15 protein-coding genes are annotated in these 18,289 nt (G+C 34.5%); 11 read left to right on the forward strand and 4 right to left on the reverse strand.

The window, feature by feature from the left end; genetic code table 11:
- Positions 1-136 precede the first annotated feature (136 nt).
- From lepB to dinB, 5 genes are all read left to right on the forward strand, one after another.
- Entirely contained in the window at positions 137-697 is a 561-nt protein-coding gene (gene lepB, locus DOK76_RS11375; protein ID WP_206967865.1) for a signal peptidase I, read from the forward strand.
- Positions 698-821: 124 nt separating this feature from the next.
- Positions 822-4,388, forward strand: a complete 3,567-nt coding sequence (locus DOK76_RS13375) for a PD-(D/E)XK nuclease family protein (protein WP_206967867.1) — start codon at positions 822-824, stop codon at positions 4,386-4,388.
- A complete protein-coding gene (addA, locus tag DOK76_RS11385) occupies positions 4,375-8,130 on the forward strand; it encodes a helicase-exonuclease AddAB subunit AddA (RefSeq protein ID WP_206967869.1) in 3,756 nt (1,251 codons plus the stop codon). Before DOK76_RS13375 ends, addA begins: the two co-directional genes overlap by 14 nt.
- A 67-nt stretch (positions 8,131-8,197) precedes the next feature.
- On the forward strand, positions 8,198-9,082 hold the full coding sequence (locus DOK76_RS11390) for a DUF975 family protein (RefSeq protein ID WP_242542297.1): 885 nt from the start codon (positions 8,198-8,200) through the stop codon (positions 9,080-9,082).
- A gap of 236 nt (positions 9,083-9,318) precedes the next feature.
- Complete coding sequence (gene dinB, locus DOK76_RS11395; protein ID WP_206967872.1) at positions 9,319-10,437, forward strand: DNA polymerase IV; 1,119 nt, start codon at positions 9,319-9,321, stop codon at positions 10,435-10,437.
- 47 nt (positions 10,438-10,484) lie between these two features.
- Here dinB and DOK76_RS11400 read toward each other — a convergent pair whose 3' ends face one another.
- Together DOK76_RS11400 and DOK76_RS11405 are read right to left on the reverse strand one after the other, a co-directional pair.
- Positions 10,485-11,681, reverse strand: a complete 1,197-nt coding sequence (locus tag DOK76_RS11400) for a toxic anion resistance protein (protein ID WP_206967873.1) — start codon at positions 11,679-11,681, stop codon at positions 10,485-10,487.
- Positions 11,682-12,395 carry a 5-bromo-4-chloroindolyl phosphate hydrolysis family protein gene (locus DOK76_RS11405; protein WP_206967875.1) on the reverse strand — a complete coding sequence of 238 codons (714 nt, stop codon included), beginning with the start codon at positions 12,393-12,395 and terminating at the stop codon, positions 11,682-11,684.
- A gap of 200 nt (positions 12,396-12,595) precedes the next feature.
- On the opposite strand from DOK76_RS11405, the gene DOK76_RS11410 reads away from it, so the two are divergent.
- Genes DOK76_RS11410 through DOK76_RS11425 form a run of 4 tightly spaced genes read left to right on the forward strand, consistent with a single transcriptional unit; the run spans position 12,596 to position 14,615 of the window.
- Positions 12,596-13,144 (forward strand): NUDIX hydrolase, encoded by a 549-nt coding sequence (locus DOK76_RS11410; protein WP_206967877.1) that lies wholly within the window; start codon positions 12,596-12,598, stop codon positions 13,142-13,144.
- 11 nt (positions 13,145-13,155) lie between these two features.
- Positions 13,156-13,341, forward strand: coding sequence for a hypothetical protein (locus tag DOK76_RS11415; RefSeq protein ID WP_206967879.1), 186 nt, complete (start codon positions 13,156-13,158; stop codon positions 13,339-13,341).
- 22 nt (positions 13,342-13,363) lie between these two features.
- The gene (locus tag DOK76_RS11420) at positions 13,364-14,068 is read left to right on the forward strand and encodes a 5'-methylthioadenosine/adenosylhomocysteine nucleosidase (protein ID WP_206967881.1); all 705 of its coding nucleotides are present in this window, start codon (positions 13,364-13,366) and stop codon (positions 14,066-14,068) included.
- Between the two features lies 1 nt (position 14,069).
- Positions 14,070-14,615: a cysteine hydrolase family protein gene (locus DOK76_RS11425; protein WP_206967883.1), complete on the forward strand. Its 546-nt coding sequence runs from the start codon at positions 14,070-14,072 to the stop codon at positions 14,613-14,615.
- A 55-nt stretch (positions 14,616-14,670) separates the two neighbouring features.
- Here the strand turns inward: DOK76_RS11425 and DOK76_RS11430 are convergent, their stop codons facing one another.
- Positions 14,671-15,675, reverse strand: coding sequence for a YeiH family protein (locus tag DOK76_RS11430; protein ID WP_206967885.1), 1,005 nt, complete (start codon positions 15,673-15,675; stop codon positions 14,671-14,673).
- A 111-nt stretch (positions 15,676-15,786) separates the two neighbouring features.
- Here DOK76_RS11430 and DOK76_RS11435 point away from each other — a divergent pair, with 111 nt between their 5' ends.
- On the forward strand, positions 15,787-16,599 hold the full coding sequence (locus tag DOK76_RS11435; protein WP_206967887.1) for a LysR family transcriptional regulator: 813 nt from the start codon (positions 15,787-15,789) through the stop codon (positions 16,597-16,599).
- A gap of 57 nt (positions 16,600-16,656) precedes the next feature.
- Here the strand turns inward: DOK76_RS11435 and DOK76_RS11440 are convergent, their stop codons facing one another.
- Positions 16,657-17,202 carry a TIGR01440 family protein gene (locus DOK76_RS11440; RefSeq protein WP_206967889.1) on the reverse strand — a complete coding sequence of 182 codons (546 nt, stop codon included), beginning with the start codon at positions 17,200-17,202 and terminating at the stop codon, positions 16,657-16,659.
- A gap of 118 nt (positions 17,203-17,320) precedes the next feature.
- Here DOK76_RS11440 and DOK76_RS11445 point away from each other — a divergent pair, with 118 nt between their 5' ends.
- Positions 17,321-18,265: an NAD(P)-dependent oxidoreductase gene (locus tag DOK76_RS11445; RefSeq protein ID WP_206967891.1), complete on the forward strand. Its 945-nt coding sequence runs from the start codon at positions 17,321-17,323 to the stop codon at positions 18,263-18,265.
- Positions 18,266-18,289: the final 24 nt, after the last annotated feature.

Raw genomic sequence — 18,289 nt, forward strand, 5'->3', positions numbered from 1 at the left:
CTTTAGGAGAGGAAATAAAAAAAAGACCTTAAAATGGATATTCTAACTAAAAAGTAAGATAGAATAAGTTACTATTCATGGATTAATGGATATGTTAAACTAAAGATATTAATTGGATAGAGAAAGAAGTGACAAAATGAATCGAAAAGAAATGTTAACGAATATTTTATGGTTTGGTGGTTTAATTATTGTGCTATTTTTATTAAGAGCGTATGTGTTTACCCCAACTAACGTATCAGGTGATTCGATGAATCCAACAATGGTGGATAGAGAACGTGTCATCGCCTTAAAACAATCTAAGATTGAACGATTTGATGTCATTACTTTTCCAGCACCTGACAATCCAAGTAAAAACTACATTAAACGAGTGATTGGTTTACCTGGTGATACAGTGGAATATAAAAATGACACATTATTCATTAATGGAAAAGCTTACGAAGAGCCTTATTTAGACGAGTACAAAAACAATCCAACAGAAGGTACAGCAAGATACGGTTTACCTTTAACCCAAGATTTTAATATGGAAGAGTTACTAGGAGAAAAAACTGTTCCAGAAGGTCATTTATTTGTGATGGGGGACAATCGTCAAAACTCAAAAGATAGTCGTATGATTGGTTTTATTGAAGAAGATAAAGTCATGGGAAATGTAAAATTTGTTTTTTGGCCACCTGAAAAATGGGGAACATTTAACAACTAAGTTCATATCAAAAGAGGTGCTTCACTTTTTGAAGTCACCTCTTTTTTGATTTCTAGAAGTTATTTTTTAATTACAAATTATGATAAACTAAGGAGTATCTAGTCATAAGAGAAGGGGCGTTATTGTGAGTATTCAATTTGTTTTAGGGTCTGCTAGTCAAGACCATAGTAAAGAACTAGTTAAAGTTGCTGATGAATGGTTGCAACAATCTAGTGACCATGAAGTTTTTTACCTTGTCCCTAACCACGTTAAATTTGAAACAGAAATCCATGTCTTAAAAGAACTAGCCAAATTACCTAAGTATCAAGATTGGCAAAACATGGTTAGTATGCGACTTCAAGTCTTCAGTTTCTCTCGGTTAGCATGGTATTTCTTACAAAATACATCGGCTTATCAAAAGCAAGTCTTGTCTCCAACAGCTAAGTATATGATTTTAAGACAAGTATTAATTGAAGTAGGACCAAGCTTACACCTTTTTCAATTTGAAATTAATAAACCAGGATTTATTCAACAATTAGTTGATTTATTTGATGAGCTTCAAGAAGGCTTTATTACCTCAGATGATTTACTAGAGACTTTGAACGCGGTAAAGGTTAGTGGTCAACGGGTAGATGAGAGCGTTAAATTAGAAGATATTCAAGTTATCTATCAAGCTTACTCAGAACGAGTGGTGGAATTAAATAGTGATGGTCATGAGTTATTACTATCTTTGAAAGAATTTTTAGATACAAAAGAAATGCCCAATATGATGTTTATTGTGTCAGGTTTTTCTAATTTTACAGCAATTGAAAAGCAATTAATTGAAAGTTTAATGGCTGTCTCAGGAGAATTTAGATTATCCTTGGTTCTTGATAAAGCTTATACGCAACAACCACCAGAAACCATGGATTTATTTTTTAATACTGGTAGCCTTTATTTTGAATTGTATCAATTAGCTAGAGGCAAACAGTTACCTATATTGTTTGATCGCAAGGTTTCTGATGAAGAAGAAAAGACATCAATGGCTTTATTAGATGAGGTATGGCAAAACAGTCAACGATTATTGCCAGTGTCTGCAAAAAAAGTAAGTCATGAAGCTCAGCCTCTAAGGGTATGGCGTTGTGATGATGCTCATGGTGAGATGGTTGCTGTAGCGAAGGAAATCCGTCGTTTAGTAGCTGAAAAAGGGTATCGTTATCAAGAAATCAAAGTCATTACAAGAGACCTTGAGAGATACCAACAAGTGTTATCTCCTGTCCTGACTGAACAAGATATTCCTTTTTACTTTAATCAAGAAGAAGAGATGAAGCACCATCCTTTGATTGAACTGATTAATGCTTTATTTAGTATGAAGCAACATTTTTATCAATACAAAGATGTCCTAAGATTTCTTCGTTCCGAATTGTTTGACCCAATGAGTTTAGAAATGAGTGAGTTATCTGATTGGCAACAACGTCAGTTAGAGTTACGTGAAGCGATTGATTATACAGAAAATGTGGTTTTAGCTTATGGGTATAGCGGCATTGATTGGGTTAAGGAAAGAGATTGGCGATATGTGTACTACCAATACCAAGATGAAGAGCAAGCACTAGATAAAGATGTTGAAATCCAACAAGTGTCGAATCAGGTCAGACATTTGATTCGTGATTATGTGGCGAGCTTTTTTGATGAATTAGAGGAAGTGAAGCTAGGTAAAGAAGCTAGTTTAGCCCTATATGAATTCATGGTTCGTGTTGGTGTTGAAAAACAGTTAACTTTTATGCGTGATATTGCCTTAGAACGAGGAGACTTAGTTAAAGCTAGAAATCATGAACAAACATGGCAAGCTTTTGTGATGCTTTTAGATGAGTACACAGAGTTAATGGGTGAGATGCCTTTTGAGCTTGAAGAGTTTATTCAAATTATCAAAACAGGTTTAGAAGGATTAACATACAATAAAGTCCCCACAACATTAGATCAATTAGAAGTAACGTCAATGGATTATGTCCAAGCTAAAAAAAGCAAAGTCACCTTTATTATTGGTGCTACAGATCAGCAGTTACCAAGAAAAATTGAGAACAAAACCTTACTTTCAGATGATGAGCGTTTGTTGTTAAAAGAAGAGCTACCTTTTGAAAAGTATTTGAAAAAGAATCATACAAAAGACTCCGCTAAGGAACCCTTTATTTTTTATTTAGCCTTACTTTCTGCAGAAGACGAAGTTATCATTACTTATCCTTCAAGTAGTGATAGCAGTAAAGAATTAAAAATATCTCCCTTTGTGACGCAATTGAAAACGTCTCTAGGGATTAAGGAAGCAGTCATATCTCAAGGCTTTAAAATTGGAAAAGAGATTCAACTGGATGATTTTTCAACAGATAGTGTCTTGTTAAGAGAATGGATTGATTTTAAACGCCAATTAATGGAAGAACACGAAGCAGTTCCTTGGTTGTTCCATCAATTAGAAAAACGTCTTCTTAAAAATAACCCATTAAAAACAGAAACATTACTAGCTAGTTTGATCCATAAAAACATTCCTGAGACACTTAGTAACGTCTCTGTTGAACAGCTATATGGAGATACGGTGTATGCTTCTGTTTCAAAAATTGAAAACTTTCATAAATGTCAGTATAAATACTTTTTAATGTATGGTTTAGGTTTGAGAGAAAGAGATCAATTTGAGCTCTCTCCAGCTGCTACTGGTGATTTTTATCATGAAGCACTAGATCAGTTTTTCAAAGAGATTATTAAAGGCAAATATATTTTAAGTCAAATGACTAAAGAAGAAGTTGATTTAGTTACGCAAGCAGTGTTAAAAGAAGTATTAGGTCAAGATAAGTTTGGTATTTTAAGTACAACCAATCGGATGAATTATATTAAATATCAATTGTCACAAACCATTCAACGAGTCGGTTGGTCTCTAAAAAAACAAAGTGAGCGTAGTAACATGAATGTGATTCAAACAGAAGTTTTATTTGGTCAAATTCTTCAAGAGAAAGGGCTAGCCAGTTTAGATTTTGATTTAGGAAACAAGAAAAAACTAAAAGTTCGTGGGAAAATTGACCGTGTGGACAAAATGACTGTAGAAGATGATGTGTATCTATCTGTTATTGATTACAAATCAAGTAAGCATAATTTCGATTTTGTGGAGGCTTATTATGGACTTGCTCTTCAAATGATTACCTATTTAAATGTCACTCTAAACAATGCAGTTGCTTTAGTGGGACAAGAGGCAAAAGCAGCTGGAGCTTTCTATATGCATGTCAAAAATCCTATTTTAACTGGTAGTGAGAAAATAACCACTGAAACAATAGAAGAAGAATTACTGAAGACATTTCAGTATGAAGGGTTATTAACAGATGAAGAACGGGTATTAGAGTTGTTGGATAAGACTATGGAGCCTGGAGTAAAGTCAGCTGTTTACCCGTATCAACAACTGAAAAAAGAAACCATGAAATCCTCTCAGTTTGTGTCTCAAGAAGAGTTAGACTTTTTATTAGCTAACAACCAAGAAAAATACAAAGAAGCAGGTAAAGGTATTTTTGAAGGGTCTGTAGACTTAAATCCAGCCTATAGAAAACAAAGAAGAATAGCCTGTGAGTATTGTCCATTTAGAAGTGTTTGTCAATTCGATGTGATGTTAAAAGAAAATAACTACCATCGTATTGAGGAGTTAAGTAAAGAAGAGATTATGAAGACGCATTGTGAGGTAGAGAAAAATGAAGATGACTAATATTCCCTTAAAGCCAGAAAACAGTCAATACACAGATAAACAATGGCAAGCGATTTATGATGGCGGTGATAATTTACTGATTTCAGCCTCAGCAGGATCAGGGAAAACAACAGTCCTTGTTGAACGCGTGATTCAGCATATCAAATCAGGTATTAATGTAGATGAACTTTTGATTGTTACCTATACAGAAGCTGCTGCTAAAGAGATGAAACAACGGATTCAAGCAGCGGTTCAGCAAGGGATTAATGAAGAGGTTGATCTTGAGAGAAAACAACATCTCATTAAACAGCTTAGTCTACTCCCTACAGCTCCAATTAGTACTCTACATGCTTTTTGTTTAACAGTTATCAGAAAGTATTATTACTTGATTCATATTGATCCAGTGTTTCGTTTATTGACAGATGAGACAGAAATTGACTTGTTGAAAGAAGATGTGTGGGATGAAGTAAGAGAAACGTTATACGGAGAGAATCAAGAAGCTTTTTACCGCTTAACAGAAAATTTCTCTAATGACCGAAATGATAACGGACTAACCAATTTGATTTTTTCTTTAGCAACTTTTGCTCTTTCTAATACAGAACCAAATGCTTGGCTAAATGGCCTAGAAAAACATTATCAAATTGAAGATAGCATTGTGACAAGCGAGTTGTATCAAGAATTAATGAAGCCTAGTTTAATCAAAGACGTGACAGAATTAGTTGAAAAAAGTGAGAAGTTGATTAATAGTGTCACTGGAGAACCTGATTTTGAGAAAACCATACTTGTGTTTCAAGAGGATCAGCAGCTATTAACTAGTCTATTAAACTTGATTGAATCAGATGATCTAGAAGGGTGTTATCAATTACTTCTTAAGATTAAGTTTCCTGTAATAAAAGGACCAAGTAAAAAAACAAGTCCAGAAGAAGTGATGACTTATTATGAAGAATTGAAAAAAGACCGTGATGTGATTAAAAAACAAGTAGCCACACTAAAGAAAAACTACTTTACTTATTCACCAGAAAAAATGCTTTCTTTGATGAAAGAAGCTCGACCAATTGTCAGTGAAATGGTAGCAGTGTGTCAAACGTATTTAAAGGCTTTCTCTAAACAAAAAGAGGAAAAGAATTTAGTCGATTTTAACGACTTAGAACATTTGACCTTAGCTATTTTAAGACAAGAAGAAGAAGGACAGTTTGTGCCTTCTGAAGCCTCGACTTACTATCGTCATAAGTTTAAAGAAGTATTAGTAGATGAGTATCAAGATGTCAATCGTCTTCAAGAAGGTATTCTTTACTGGTTGCGTCAACCTGACACCAGTCAAGGAAATCTGTTTATGGTAGGAGATGTGAAGCAATCTATTTATGCTTTCCGTCTAGCAGATCCAACTCTGTTTATTGAAAAATACGAGCAGTTTGCCACTGAAGAAGAGGGACGTAGAATTATTTTAGCAGAAAACTTTCGTTCTAGAGGGAGTGTTTTAGATTTTACGAATCTAGTATTCAAACAATTGATGGATAAGGAATTGGGCCAAATTGAGTACGATAGAAGTGCTGAGTTGATAACAGGTTTTACTGGATATCCAGAAAGTACGCAACATGATACGGAAATTCTGATTTATGAAAGCGAGTCAGATAGTGAAGAAACAGAGGATAGCCTTGAATTAAGTTTTGAAGTTGAAGACAAAACGGAAGGTGAATTGTTACTTGTTGGGCAAAAAATTCAAGAATTGATAGCAAGCGAATTTCCTATCTATGATAAAAAGAATCAAATAAGTCGACCTATCACGTATCAAGATATTGTCTTACTTAGTCCTACTAAAAAGAATAATTTAGTCATTCTAGATGTCTTTAAAGAACTGGGTATCCCCCTATTAATTAATGACACACAGAACTATTTCCAAGCAACTGAAGTCAAAATAATGATTGCTTTACTTCAAATTATTGATAATCCCTATCAGGATATTCCTTTAGCAGCTATTTTACGTTCTCCAATTGTTGGCTTGAAAGAAAATGATTTGGTTAGAATTAGAGAATATGATAGAAAAGGTTATTTTTATGATGCGTTAAAAGCTTATTTAGCTAAAGAAAGTCAAGTGGATTCACTTTTTCGTAAAGTGACAGATTTTCATGAGCGCTTTATTTATTGGAGAGAAATAGCTCGACAAGAAAAATTAGTCACGTTGATTTGGACAGTTTATCAAGACACAGGATTACTAGAATACGTGGCAGGTATGCCTTCAGGAAAACAACGTCAAGCAAATCTTCATGCCCTATATGAGCGAGCGTCTTCTTATGAGGAAATGAGTTTTAAAGGTTTGTTCCAATTTATTCGCTTTATTGAGAAAATGCAGGCAAAAAATAAAGACTTAGCTGAACCAAATAGCATGAATGAAGAAGAAAACGCCGTACGAGTGATGACGATTCATGCTAGTAAAGGATTAGAATTTCCTGTGGTGTTTGTTTTAGACATGAACAAGCAATTTAATATGACGGACATCAACAATCAATCATACATTTTTGACGAGGCTTTAGGAGCAGGGATTAAGTTACTGGATTCAACTGAACGAGTGAAGTATGAAACGCTGCCCTATGTCTTAATTCGAGAACAAAAACGTCGGAAATTATTAGCTGAAGAAATGAGAAAACTTTATGTGGCTCTGACTCGAGCTGAAGAAAAGCTCTTTTTAGTCGGTTCTTATAAAAATAAGGAAGCTGCTTTTAAAAGTTGGCAAGAAAATATTTCTTCTGATCATTTGGTGTTACCAACATCATCTAGATTAGGACAACGTAGTTTACTTGGATGGGTTGGTTTAAGTTTAGTGCGTCATCCTGATTTAATGAAAGACTATCCAGAAATTGAAATTGAGGCATTAAAAGGGTTAGCAACTATGCCAGGCAAATTTAAAGTAACTTTTGTGAGTTTAGAAGATTTAAAAGTGTCTCAACAAGCTGAAGAAGATACTGAATCTATGATACAGACTGTGTCAAAAGAAGCTAATCCACAATTATTGAAGGAGATAGTAGACCGTCTTAATTTTAATTATTCCCACGAATCTGCAACAAGAACGACTAGTTACCAATCTGTTTCAGAAATCAAACGATTGTTTGAAGATCCTGATATGAAAGAACTACAGGTACTTGATATTTCCAACAAATTAAGTACTAAAGCACATCGTGTCGTAGGAGAAGAGCTGGCTAAACCGAACTTTTTACAGACAAGTAAAGTGATTACCTCAGCAGAAATTGGAACAGCGACTCATTTAATCTTGCAGTTAGTTGATTTGACTGAGCAACCAACGAAAGAAAAAATTGATCAAATAGTGGCATCTCTTTCAGACCAACAAGTTTTAGAAGAGGCCATCGCTAAAAAAATCGATACAGAGATGATCGCTAATTTCTTTGAAACAGAGCTAGGGCAACTACTTGTTAGTCATCATGAGTCAGTGAAACGAGAACAACCTTTTTCTTTATTACTTAAAGCCAGTGATATTTTTACTGATTTTATTGGTAAAGGAGATGATCGTTTACTTATTCACGGGATTATTGATGGGTTTGTTGAAATTGAAAACGAGTTAATTTTGTATGATTTTAAAACAGATTATATCCCGCAAGAAGCAGAAGAAACTGCTATACAAGCAGTGAAGCAGAAATACACAGGGCAGTTGAATTTATATAGACAGGCCTTAGAGCAACTAAAGGGAAAAAAAGTGACATCTGTTAAGTTAGTCCTATTAAGAGCAGGCAAACAGATAGAAATGGGCTAGATGTAAAAAAATATAGTTATGTAGTCAGAAAAGTGGTACAATTTAATCATAAAAAGGGGGGATAATCATGTATAAAACATCTGGACAATTGAAACAAGAAGCACGAGATAGTTTACGAGGAAGATGGAAGGATGCTGTGTTATTAAACTTAGTACCATCACTACTCCAAATTATTTCTATGTTTTTAGTCGCAATGGCTATTGCAGCAGTTATCTTTTTTGTTTCATTATTTGCAACATCGTCTAGTTTTGAATCGGGTACACATGTTGGGCAAACTAATTTTGAACGAATTTTTGAGGAAGAGTTTGATGATTTAAATGACGAAGAATGGCTTCACGACAACTATAACCCTGAAGATTATTCTAACTCATCTGCTATAAGTGCCGCAGCTTCAGCGAGCTCATCATCATTTATGGCGCCTATTATTGGCTTAGTCACCTCATTTTTAACAATCGGTATATCATTTACCTTTTTAGATGTGATTAGAAAGAGAGAACAACAAGAAATGGGCTTTAAAAATGCTTTCCGCATTTTTAATGGCAATGACTTTGTACCAGTCTTACTTATCAATATTTTAACGTATATTTTTAAGTATTTATGGACATTGCTCTTTATTATTCCAGGTATTATCAAGTCTTACGCCTACTCACAATCTTATTTTATCTACAAGGATTTAGCGGCACATAAAAATGTTCGCAGTATGGGAGCAACTAGCTTTATTACAGAAAGTAAAGAGTTAATGGTTGGTCACAAAGGAAGACTATTCTGGTTAGATGTTAGTTTTATTGGTTGGTACCTACTTGGTTTCTTTACTTTTGGGATTGGTTTCTTATGGATTAATCCATATGTTCAAACTACAAAAGCAGCCTTCTATAATGACTTAGCAAAAGACCGCTACACAGTGGTTGAAGTTGAAGAGGTAGAAGAAGACGACGAATGGACCAATTTTTAAAGAATGAGATGATTCTCATTCTTTTTTTATTGTTTTGATAGCATTTAATCAAATGAATTTAAGGTAGATAGAGTAATATACATTCATACCAATTATCCCGAATTGGTTTTTCATACTTAACTCTTACCGAGAGAGTGAAATAACAACCTTCATTTCCGCTAAAGCGACGGCTTTAGTGGTTTTTTTTTATGTTTTAATTTATAATGAGAATGTATGTTTGTATAGGGAGGTTAGAAATGACGAATGAGTTAAGGTTTCCTTTAAAAAAGGATACATCCAGAAAAATTATTCATATTGATATGGATGCTTTTTATGCCTCTGTTGAAGAGCGTGATCATCCAGAGCTTAAGGGACACCCTCTAGTCATTGCAAGGCATCCAAGAGACACAGGGGGAAAGGGTGTTGTCACAACAGCTAATTACGAGGCTAGAAAATACGGGATTCACTCTGCTATGAGTGCTCAAAAAGCCTATGAATTATGCCCGAAAGCCAACTTTGTCCAAGGAAACCGTCAACACTATGCCGAGATTTCAAAAGAAATTCATCGGATATTTCATGAGTACACAGATGTTATTGAGCCATTGTCACTAGATGAGGCTTATTTAGATGTCACAACTAATAAAAAAAATATCAAGAGTGCTATAAAAATAGCTCGCATGATTCAATTAGACATATGGAAGAAGCTACGATTAACTTGTTCTGCAGGTGTTAGTTACAATAAATTTCTTGCTAAATTGGCATCAGATTATGAAAAACCTCGAGGCTTAACAACTATTTTACCTGATGAAGCTGAAGCCTTTTTAATGGATATACCAATTGAGGATTTTAATGGAATTGGGAAAAAAACAGTCCCTAAAATGCATGATATGGGTATCTATTATGGTCGAGATTTAGCAGCAAAAAGTGAGATGGAATTGATTCGTCATTTTGGTAAGATGGGGTATTCGTTGTACCGGAAAGTCCGGGGGATTCATGATAGTCCTGTGGAACCAAATCGAGGGAGAAAATCTGTTGGAAGAGAGAATACGTTTGCTCGTCCTTTAGTAACAGAGGAGCAGGTGGTCATACAATTAAGAGAACTAGCAAAAGACGTGGAAAAGTCATTAAAAAAGGCTCAACTTCATGGACAAACCGTTGTATTAAAAGTGCGAGATAAAGAGTATGAAACATACACTCGAAGAGTCACTCTAACGGATTATGTAGATGACCAAGAAACGCTTTTTTTTCAAAGTAAACAACTATGGGATAGTTTTGATTTACTTGAAAAAGGGATTCGCTTATTAGGTATTACAGTAACCAACCTTGAATCAAAAGACTATGAATTAATAAAATTACCTTTATGGGAAAAAAATTGACGTAAAAAAAGAAGCTTAAGCGTTTTATGCTTAGCTTCTTTTTTTTGTTAGTTGACTGATTGTTGGTTTGAGATTTCAAGTAATTTTGTTTTTAAATCTTCTTCCATAACAGTTAATTCAATTTCTGCATTACGACGTTTTTCTTTACCTTCTTTTTGGATACGTAATGTTTCTTGAATTGTTTCAATTAAATCATTTTGTGTTTTTTGTAAGGTTTCAATATCAACAATGCCACGTTCATTTTCTTCTGCTGTTTCAATAGCAGAGATTTTTAGCATTTCTGAATTTTTTGTTAGTAAATCATTTGTTGTTTGAGAAACTTGACGTTGAGCTGTCACAGCATCTTTTTGACGTAATAAGGTTAAAGCGATAGCAACTTGGTTTTTCCATAAAGGAATAGCTGTGTTAATTGACGCTTGAATTTTTTCTGCAAGGGCTTGATTCGTATTTTGAATTAAACGAATTTGTGGAGCTTGTTGAATCGTGATTTGACGACCTAGTTTTAAATCATAAGTTCGTTTTTCCAAACGATCGACAAACTGGTTCAAGTCATTTACGATTTGAGCGTCCATTTGGTCACCACTTTGTTCAGCGACTTTCATAGCTTCAGGAATAGTCACAGTTTCTAGTTCTTCAATTTTTAATTCACCGGCCGCAATATAAATGTTTAAGGCATCAAAATAGTCTTTGTTTTTATTATAGAGTTGCTCAAGCATTAAGTTGTCTTGTAGTAAACCATTTTTTTCTTTATCTAATTTGACAGCAATTTTATCAATTTGAGCACCGATTTTTTGGTATTTGGCAGTCACTTCATAGACAGATTGCTTCACTTTACCAAACATTTTTCTAAAGATATTACCATCTCGAGCTTCTAATTCACTAGGGCTTGCTTCATTAAGACGGTACATTAACTCTGTTAAAGAATCTCCCATAGGTCCAATATCTTGTGCTTGAACATGGTTTAACATTGTATGAGAAAACTCACCTAATTTTTGTTGCGCTGCGACACCGTAACTTAAAACAGCTTGAGAATCACTGGTATCGATTTGAGCCGCTAATTCACGGGCCTGTTTTTGTCTTTCTTCAGGCAATTTATCAATTACTTTTGTTGCTACAGACGTATTTGTTTGTAATTTTTCTTCTTGTACAGTTAGTTTAGACGCATCTGGTGCTTCAAATGGGTTGCTAAGTAAATCATCTAATGTATTAGTTACTGGAGTAACATCTTTTAATTCATCAGTCATTTAGATATGCTCCTTTTCTTGTTTGTATTCTTCAATGTCTTTTTCACGATCAATGTTTTGCTTTGCAATAGAAAGCTCTACATCTAAGTCTTCTAAATCATCTTTAACAAAGTCTGCATAATCTTTCACGATTAGTTGAGAGACTTCTTCAATGGCAGTTGCACATTGGTTTAAAGCGTCAAAAGTATCTTTAGTTTTCAATTCGTGATTGTTGATCTCAATATACTTAGAAGTTAACTCTACAAGATTTGGTAAATGATTGTAAAGGAAACGGTCTGATTGATGTAATTTGTTTGGCTCTTTCACGATTTCTTTAAACATAGCGCGACTTGCTTTTAAGGTGTCATAACGTAAATTAATGGCCTTAAGTTTTGCAACTTGTTGCATGTTGTCTTCAAGAGTTGTGATTTGTTTTCTGGCATCAGCCATTGTTTCTCTAAAGAAAATAATTTCTTTATCGTTCATACCAAACTCAGCATAATGAGCTTCTTTTTCTTTTGTTAACTCAGGCATTTCGTTTTTAGCAGACGCTTTGTTCTGACTGAAAACTGTTTTGATTAACAATAGAACTGCAAAAAAGATTGAAAAGAAGAGTGCTACTGATAAAATCGTATGAATGAAGGGTGAGTGCCCGTCAAAAATAATAGTTAACGGTATTAAAATCACAATAGCACCAAGCATTTTGATTAATTTCGATTGTTTATTTTGTTTCATATGGTTTCACTCCTATATGGTTTTATCCAATATTCTTTGTCTTAAAAACATTCTATCACAGTAGTTAGGAAATCATATCAGTCTAGGGATGGATTTCTATCTGATTTAACAAAAACCTAAAAAAACTACTAGTATTATTGAAATGAAAGGTCTTTAAAGGTATCATAAGCATCATATGGATCACAGACAAGGAGAAAAAAATGACAGAAAAATTTGAAGAGAAAACAACAAATCGTCAAGTTATTTATGAAGGTCATATTATTGAGGTTGTCCTAGATGATGTCTTGTTACCTAATGGAAAAATGGCGAAAAGAGAATTAGTCTTTCATAACGGTGCAGTTGCTATTATAGGGATAACTAATGAAGAAAAAATTCTTTTAGTAAGACAATTTCGTAAAGCTTTAGAGAAAAGTATTTTAGAAATACCCGCTGGAAAAATTGAAAAAGACGAAACAGATCCTTTAGAAACTGCTAAGCGTGAGTTAGAAGAAGAAACAGGATACCAAGCAAAAGAAATGAAAAAAGTGACACAATTTGTTGCTTCACCAGGTTTTTGTAATGAAGAGTTAACGATTTATGAAGCAACAGGTTTAGTCAAAGTAGATAATCCGCTTCCTCAAGACGAGGATGAATTTTTAGAAGTAGTTGCGTTAACTTTAGATGAAGCAAAAGAAAAAATAGCAAGTGGAGAAATTTGTGATGCTAAAACAATTTATGCTATGCTATATTGGGAAAATCAGCGTAAGTAAGGAGGATATAGATGTTTAGAAAAGAAAAAGAAACGAATGAAGAGCCTCCGATGAAAAACGAAGAGCCGCAAATTCTAACAAGAAGTCGTGTTAGAGAATTTAAAAAGAATAAAAAAAGAAATACTTGGTTAAATAAAGCCATTATAATAGTTGCTATTTTATTAGCTATTACAATTTATGCTGTATTAAAACTTTAATTTATGTTGAGGAGTGTTTGTGTTGAAAATCGGTATTATTGGAGCAATGAGTCAAGAAGTTGAGAGACTGAAAGAAAAGTTAGTTGATTGTGTTACTTGGGAAGAAGCAGGGGCTAAATTTTATCAAGGAACAATTGGTGAGCATGATGTTGTCGTCACTCAATCAGGTATTGGAAAAACCTTAGCAGCTGTTACAACGACTCTTTTAATTAGTCATTATAAAGTAGAAGTTGTGATTAATACAGGTTCTGCTGGTGGTATTGGTGAAGGATTAGCTATTGGAGACGTGGTTATTTCTGACAAATTAGCTTATTCTGATGTAGATGTGACAGCTTTTGGTTATGAATACGGTCAAATGGCTCAAATGCCTCTTTTTTATGAAGCGAATGATGTATTAGTACAAGCAGCAATGGAAGCTTCAAGTAATAATATGTTAAATGGTCGCGTTGGTTTGATTGTTTCTGGTGATACTTTTGTTCATAGTCAAAAACAAATTAATGAGATAAAGGGTCATTTTCCAACTTGTTTAGCTAATGAAATGGAAGGAGCAGCTATTGCTCATGTTGCCCATCAATACAACGTTCCTTTTGTGGTTATTAGAGCGATGAGTGATGTGGGTGACGAAAATGCTAGTGTTAATTTTGATGAGTTCATTATTGAAGCAGGAGAAAAATCGGCTAAGATGGTCTTAGCTTTATTATCAGAGATCAAAGAAGGAGACTTGTAAAATGGAAGCTTTGTTATCGATTGATTACACATATGATTTTGTGGCAGATGACGGGAAACTGACAACAGGTAAGGTTGGTCAAGAGATTGAAGAGGCTTTAGTATCACTAACAAAACAATTTATCGAGTCTGGTGATTTTGTTGTGATGGCAATTGATGGTCATGATCCAGAAGATTACTATCATCCGGAAAACAGTTTGTTTCCACCTCATAATGTCATTGGTACGAGTGGTAGAGATTTATACGGCTCTTTAAAACCACTTTATGAGGCTCATCAAGACGAGGCTCATGTCTATTGGCTTGATAAACGTCATTACTCAGCATTTAGTGGTACAGACTTAGATATACGCTTACGTGAACGACATATTACGAAGGTTCATTTGACTGGTGTTTGTACGGATATTTGTGTCTTACACACAGCAGTTGATGCTTATAATTTAGGCTATGACATTGTCATTCATGAAAACTGTGTTCAAAGTTTTGACGAAGAAGGTCATCGATGGGCGTTACGTCATTTTAAAAACACATTAGGTGCAGAAATTCGTTAAAAAAAATAAACTCCTTCACTGAAAGAAAACTAATTTCTTTCAATGAGGGATTTTTTTAAATATGAAAGATAAAAATAAGAATAATAGCTAGAACAACTTGAAGCATACCAACAGCTAACGCATAGATTAAGTAACGTAATCCTTCTTTAAAGAACTTAGCAAAATCAAGACGCAACCCAATAGCTGCTAGCGCTGTAATTTCAAACCAACCACTGACAAAGTGAGCACTTTGGCTAATTCCTTCTGGCAGATGGACTAAGCTATTTAAGGTACAAAAGAAGATGAAGCCAATAATGTACCAAGGAAGTGGTAACTTTTTCTTAGTAGTTGCTATCACGTGTGTATCGGATTTGACTCTATCCTTTTCAGTAAATTTAGAAAAGCTAAACACAACGACAACTAATAAAATGATTCGCATGATTTTGAATAGCGTCGCGAACTCAACGACTTCAGGACTAACCATACTCGCACTTGCTACTACTTGACCAACTGATTGTAATGTCCCACCAATCAATGCACTTTGTGGCATTACTGAAGTATAAAGTCCTGTAGCGATAAAAGGAAGCAGTAACATTAAGACGGTTCCTAATAAATTAACGAGGGTAATGACTTGTCCTTTTTCATGTTCATCTGCTTCGATTTCTGGGGCGATGGCTCCAATTGCGGAAGAACCACATACAGCATTTCCCCCGGCCATTAGAAGGCCTATTTTTTTTGAAAAGCCCATTTTTCGCCCGATATAGTAGACACCAATAATGGTGACAGTCATTTGAATGACAACAAAAGCAATACCGTTAAGTCCCATTTGGGCAATGGTTTGGAAGGTTACTGTTGTTCCAAGAAGTACAATAGATAATTCTAGTAATTTACTTTCAGCTAATTTAGTACCTGCTCCTAAAAAGGATTGTTTGAAGAATGTATTACCTAACAGAATACCTAATAAAATAGCAATAGTGGCAGCGCCAATTGTAGGGAGCCAAATGGCAATAACCTTACTAATAGCTGCTACTAAAAAGGATAGGAGTAAACCTGGAAGTATTTTTTTGGTTGTTTGAATCATTTACATCACACTTTCTTTTAATTGATAACAAAAGTATAACTTTCTTTTTTACATTTGAGAAATATATAGTTAGAATAGTAACTATAAGAAAAATAAATAGTAGGTGAGAAGATGTTTAAATTATTAATGACTTTTCGTGTGGCATACGAGACGAGAAATTTTTCTAAAGCAGCAGAGGTTTTATTTATTTCGCAACCAGCTGTATCTAACCAAATCAAACAATTAGAAGAGGAGTTCCAGTGTGTCTTATTTAGACGAAAGGGCAAGCAAGAGATGCATCCAACCCCCTCAGCAGATGTCTTATATCACCGAGTTTTAAATCTAAAAGATGATTGGGATGAAACGGTTAGACTTGTAAAAGAAAGCGATAAAAAGCAAATAGTGTGTCGCATGAGTGCGTCTAATACAATCTCGGTGTACTATTTACCAGAATTATTGATTGAATTGATAAAGGAATTCCCAGAAGTTAGATTTGAAATAGATATGAAAAATTCAGAGGAAGTATTGCAGGAGATGAATCAACATCATATTGATTTTGGTTTTATTGAAATGCCTTTAATGACTGATGGGATGAATCGAATTGAAATGATGAGAGATGAGTTAGTTCTTGCCGGCAATTTATCTAGTAATTTATGGATTAGCCGAGAAGAAACATCAGGGGTTTATCACTATATGGAGCGCTATTTATTAAATCAAAACATTAAACCAGAGCGTTTGTATGTTAAGAATAATGAAATCATTATTAAGATGTTGGAACAAGGTATTGGTAAGAGCATGATTTCAAGAAAAGCTGTCCCTAAGGGGCTTTCCTATGAGACTCTCGGTGAGACCTACAAACGACCATTGTATTTCTTAAAGAAAGATTACGTTGTTCAAGAAGAATTAATGGGAATAGCAAAAGTGATTGAGTCTTTTTATTCATAGAGAAGAGGGCAAAAAAACAACCGACACAAACTTTTAATGTCGGTTGTTTTTTTATAGTTAACAGTATTCTGCGCGTTCGCCACCGATTAGTTTAGGTCGGTTACCAAGTGCTGTAACATGAGCACTACCTAATGTGTTTAGTGATGGTCTAATTGGGACTTGGACGTGTCTAATGTGCATACCAATTGAGGTATCTCCAATATCAATACCAGCATCTGCAATAATGTGTTCAACTTCAACAGGATCCTTCATTCCTAAATAAGCAGCCGTCGCAGTTGATCCGCCTGCATGGCGTTTAGGCACAACAGAAACTAAATCAAATCCAAATTGTTTTGCTACTTCTCGTTCAACTGTTAGAGCACGATTGATATGTTCACAGCCTTGAACAGCTAAGTGGATATGTCGCTCTGAAAGGTAATCGATAAGTGTTTCAGCAATCACTTTACCAACTTCTTCGCTTGAGTTTTTACCAATAACACCACCAACAACTTCACTTGAACTACAACCAACAACGAAAATATCACCAGGTTGTACGTTGGCTTTTTCGATTACATCTTCTGTAATGGTAATCAAGTCTTTTTTTATTTGATTTAAATCTAACATATGAGGTCATCTCCTATTTTCTTCTATTGAAATTATAGCATAAGAGAAGAAAAAAGAGTAAATTTCCCACTAGTTAAAAAAATTAGGTACAATAGAGACATAATAGGAGGAATGCAAAATGGTAAAACCAATTTTAGTTGTCAATGTGCCCTTAACAGAAGAAGAACTAAAGGAATTAATAGAACTTGCCCCGACATATAAAGTAGTAGAGACTCTTGAAGAAGACGATCGTGTAGAAGATGTGGCCATTATGTATGGTTGGAATCAATCACTAGGCCAAAGGATTCTTTCGACTCCTTCCAATCAATTGAAATGGATTCAAGCAGAATCAGCAGGATATGATCATATTGATACTGAAAGCTTGAGTCACCAACATATATTATTAAGTAATGCGAGTGGTATTCATGGACATCAAATGAGTGAATCCATTTTAGGTATGATTTTTGCTCATACACGAAAAATAAAAGAGGCCATTCTTCAACAAGAGAAAAAAAACTGGTTAAAACCAGAAGGACTAAGTGATTTGAATGGTAAGAAAGTGATGATTGTGGGAACAGGTCATATCGGTGAGCGTTTGGCAGAAATTTTACAAGTCTTTCAAACAGAAGTAACAGGTGTTAATCGAAAAGGACGGGAAGTACCTCATTTTGATCACATTGTTCGCCAAGAAAATATTCAAACAGTTATAGGCGACATGGATATTATTATAAGTTTATTACCTGATTCAATGGAAACAAAGCATTTCTTTAATAAAGAGTTATTTTCAATTATGAAGCCTGGTGTCATGTTTATTAATGCAGGCAGAGGTGGAACCGTTAATACAGCGGACTTAATTGACTATTGTCAAAATCAGACTATTGGATTTGCTGGACTAGATGTTTTTGAAGAAGAACCTTTACCAGAAACAAGTCCACTATGGCAATTAGAAAATTGTTTAATAACTCCTCATTCATCAGGTATGTCAGATCAATACTATCGTCGTTTACATCCTATTTTTATGGCTAATTTCACTCACTTTTTAAAGACAGGCGATATAGAAGTGAATAAAATTAATCTAACATAATAAAAAAGAAGTCCAAGTCGGACT

This window comes from Candidatus Vagococcus giribetii (assembly GCF_017316185.1).
GTDB lineage: Bacteria > Bacillota > Bacilli > Lactobacillales > Vagococcaceae > Vagococcus > Vagococcus giribetii.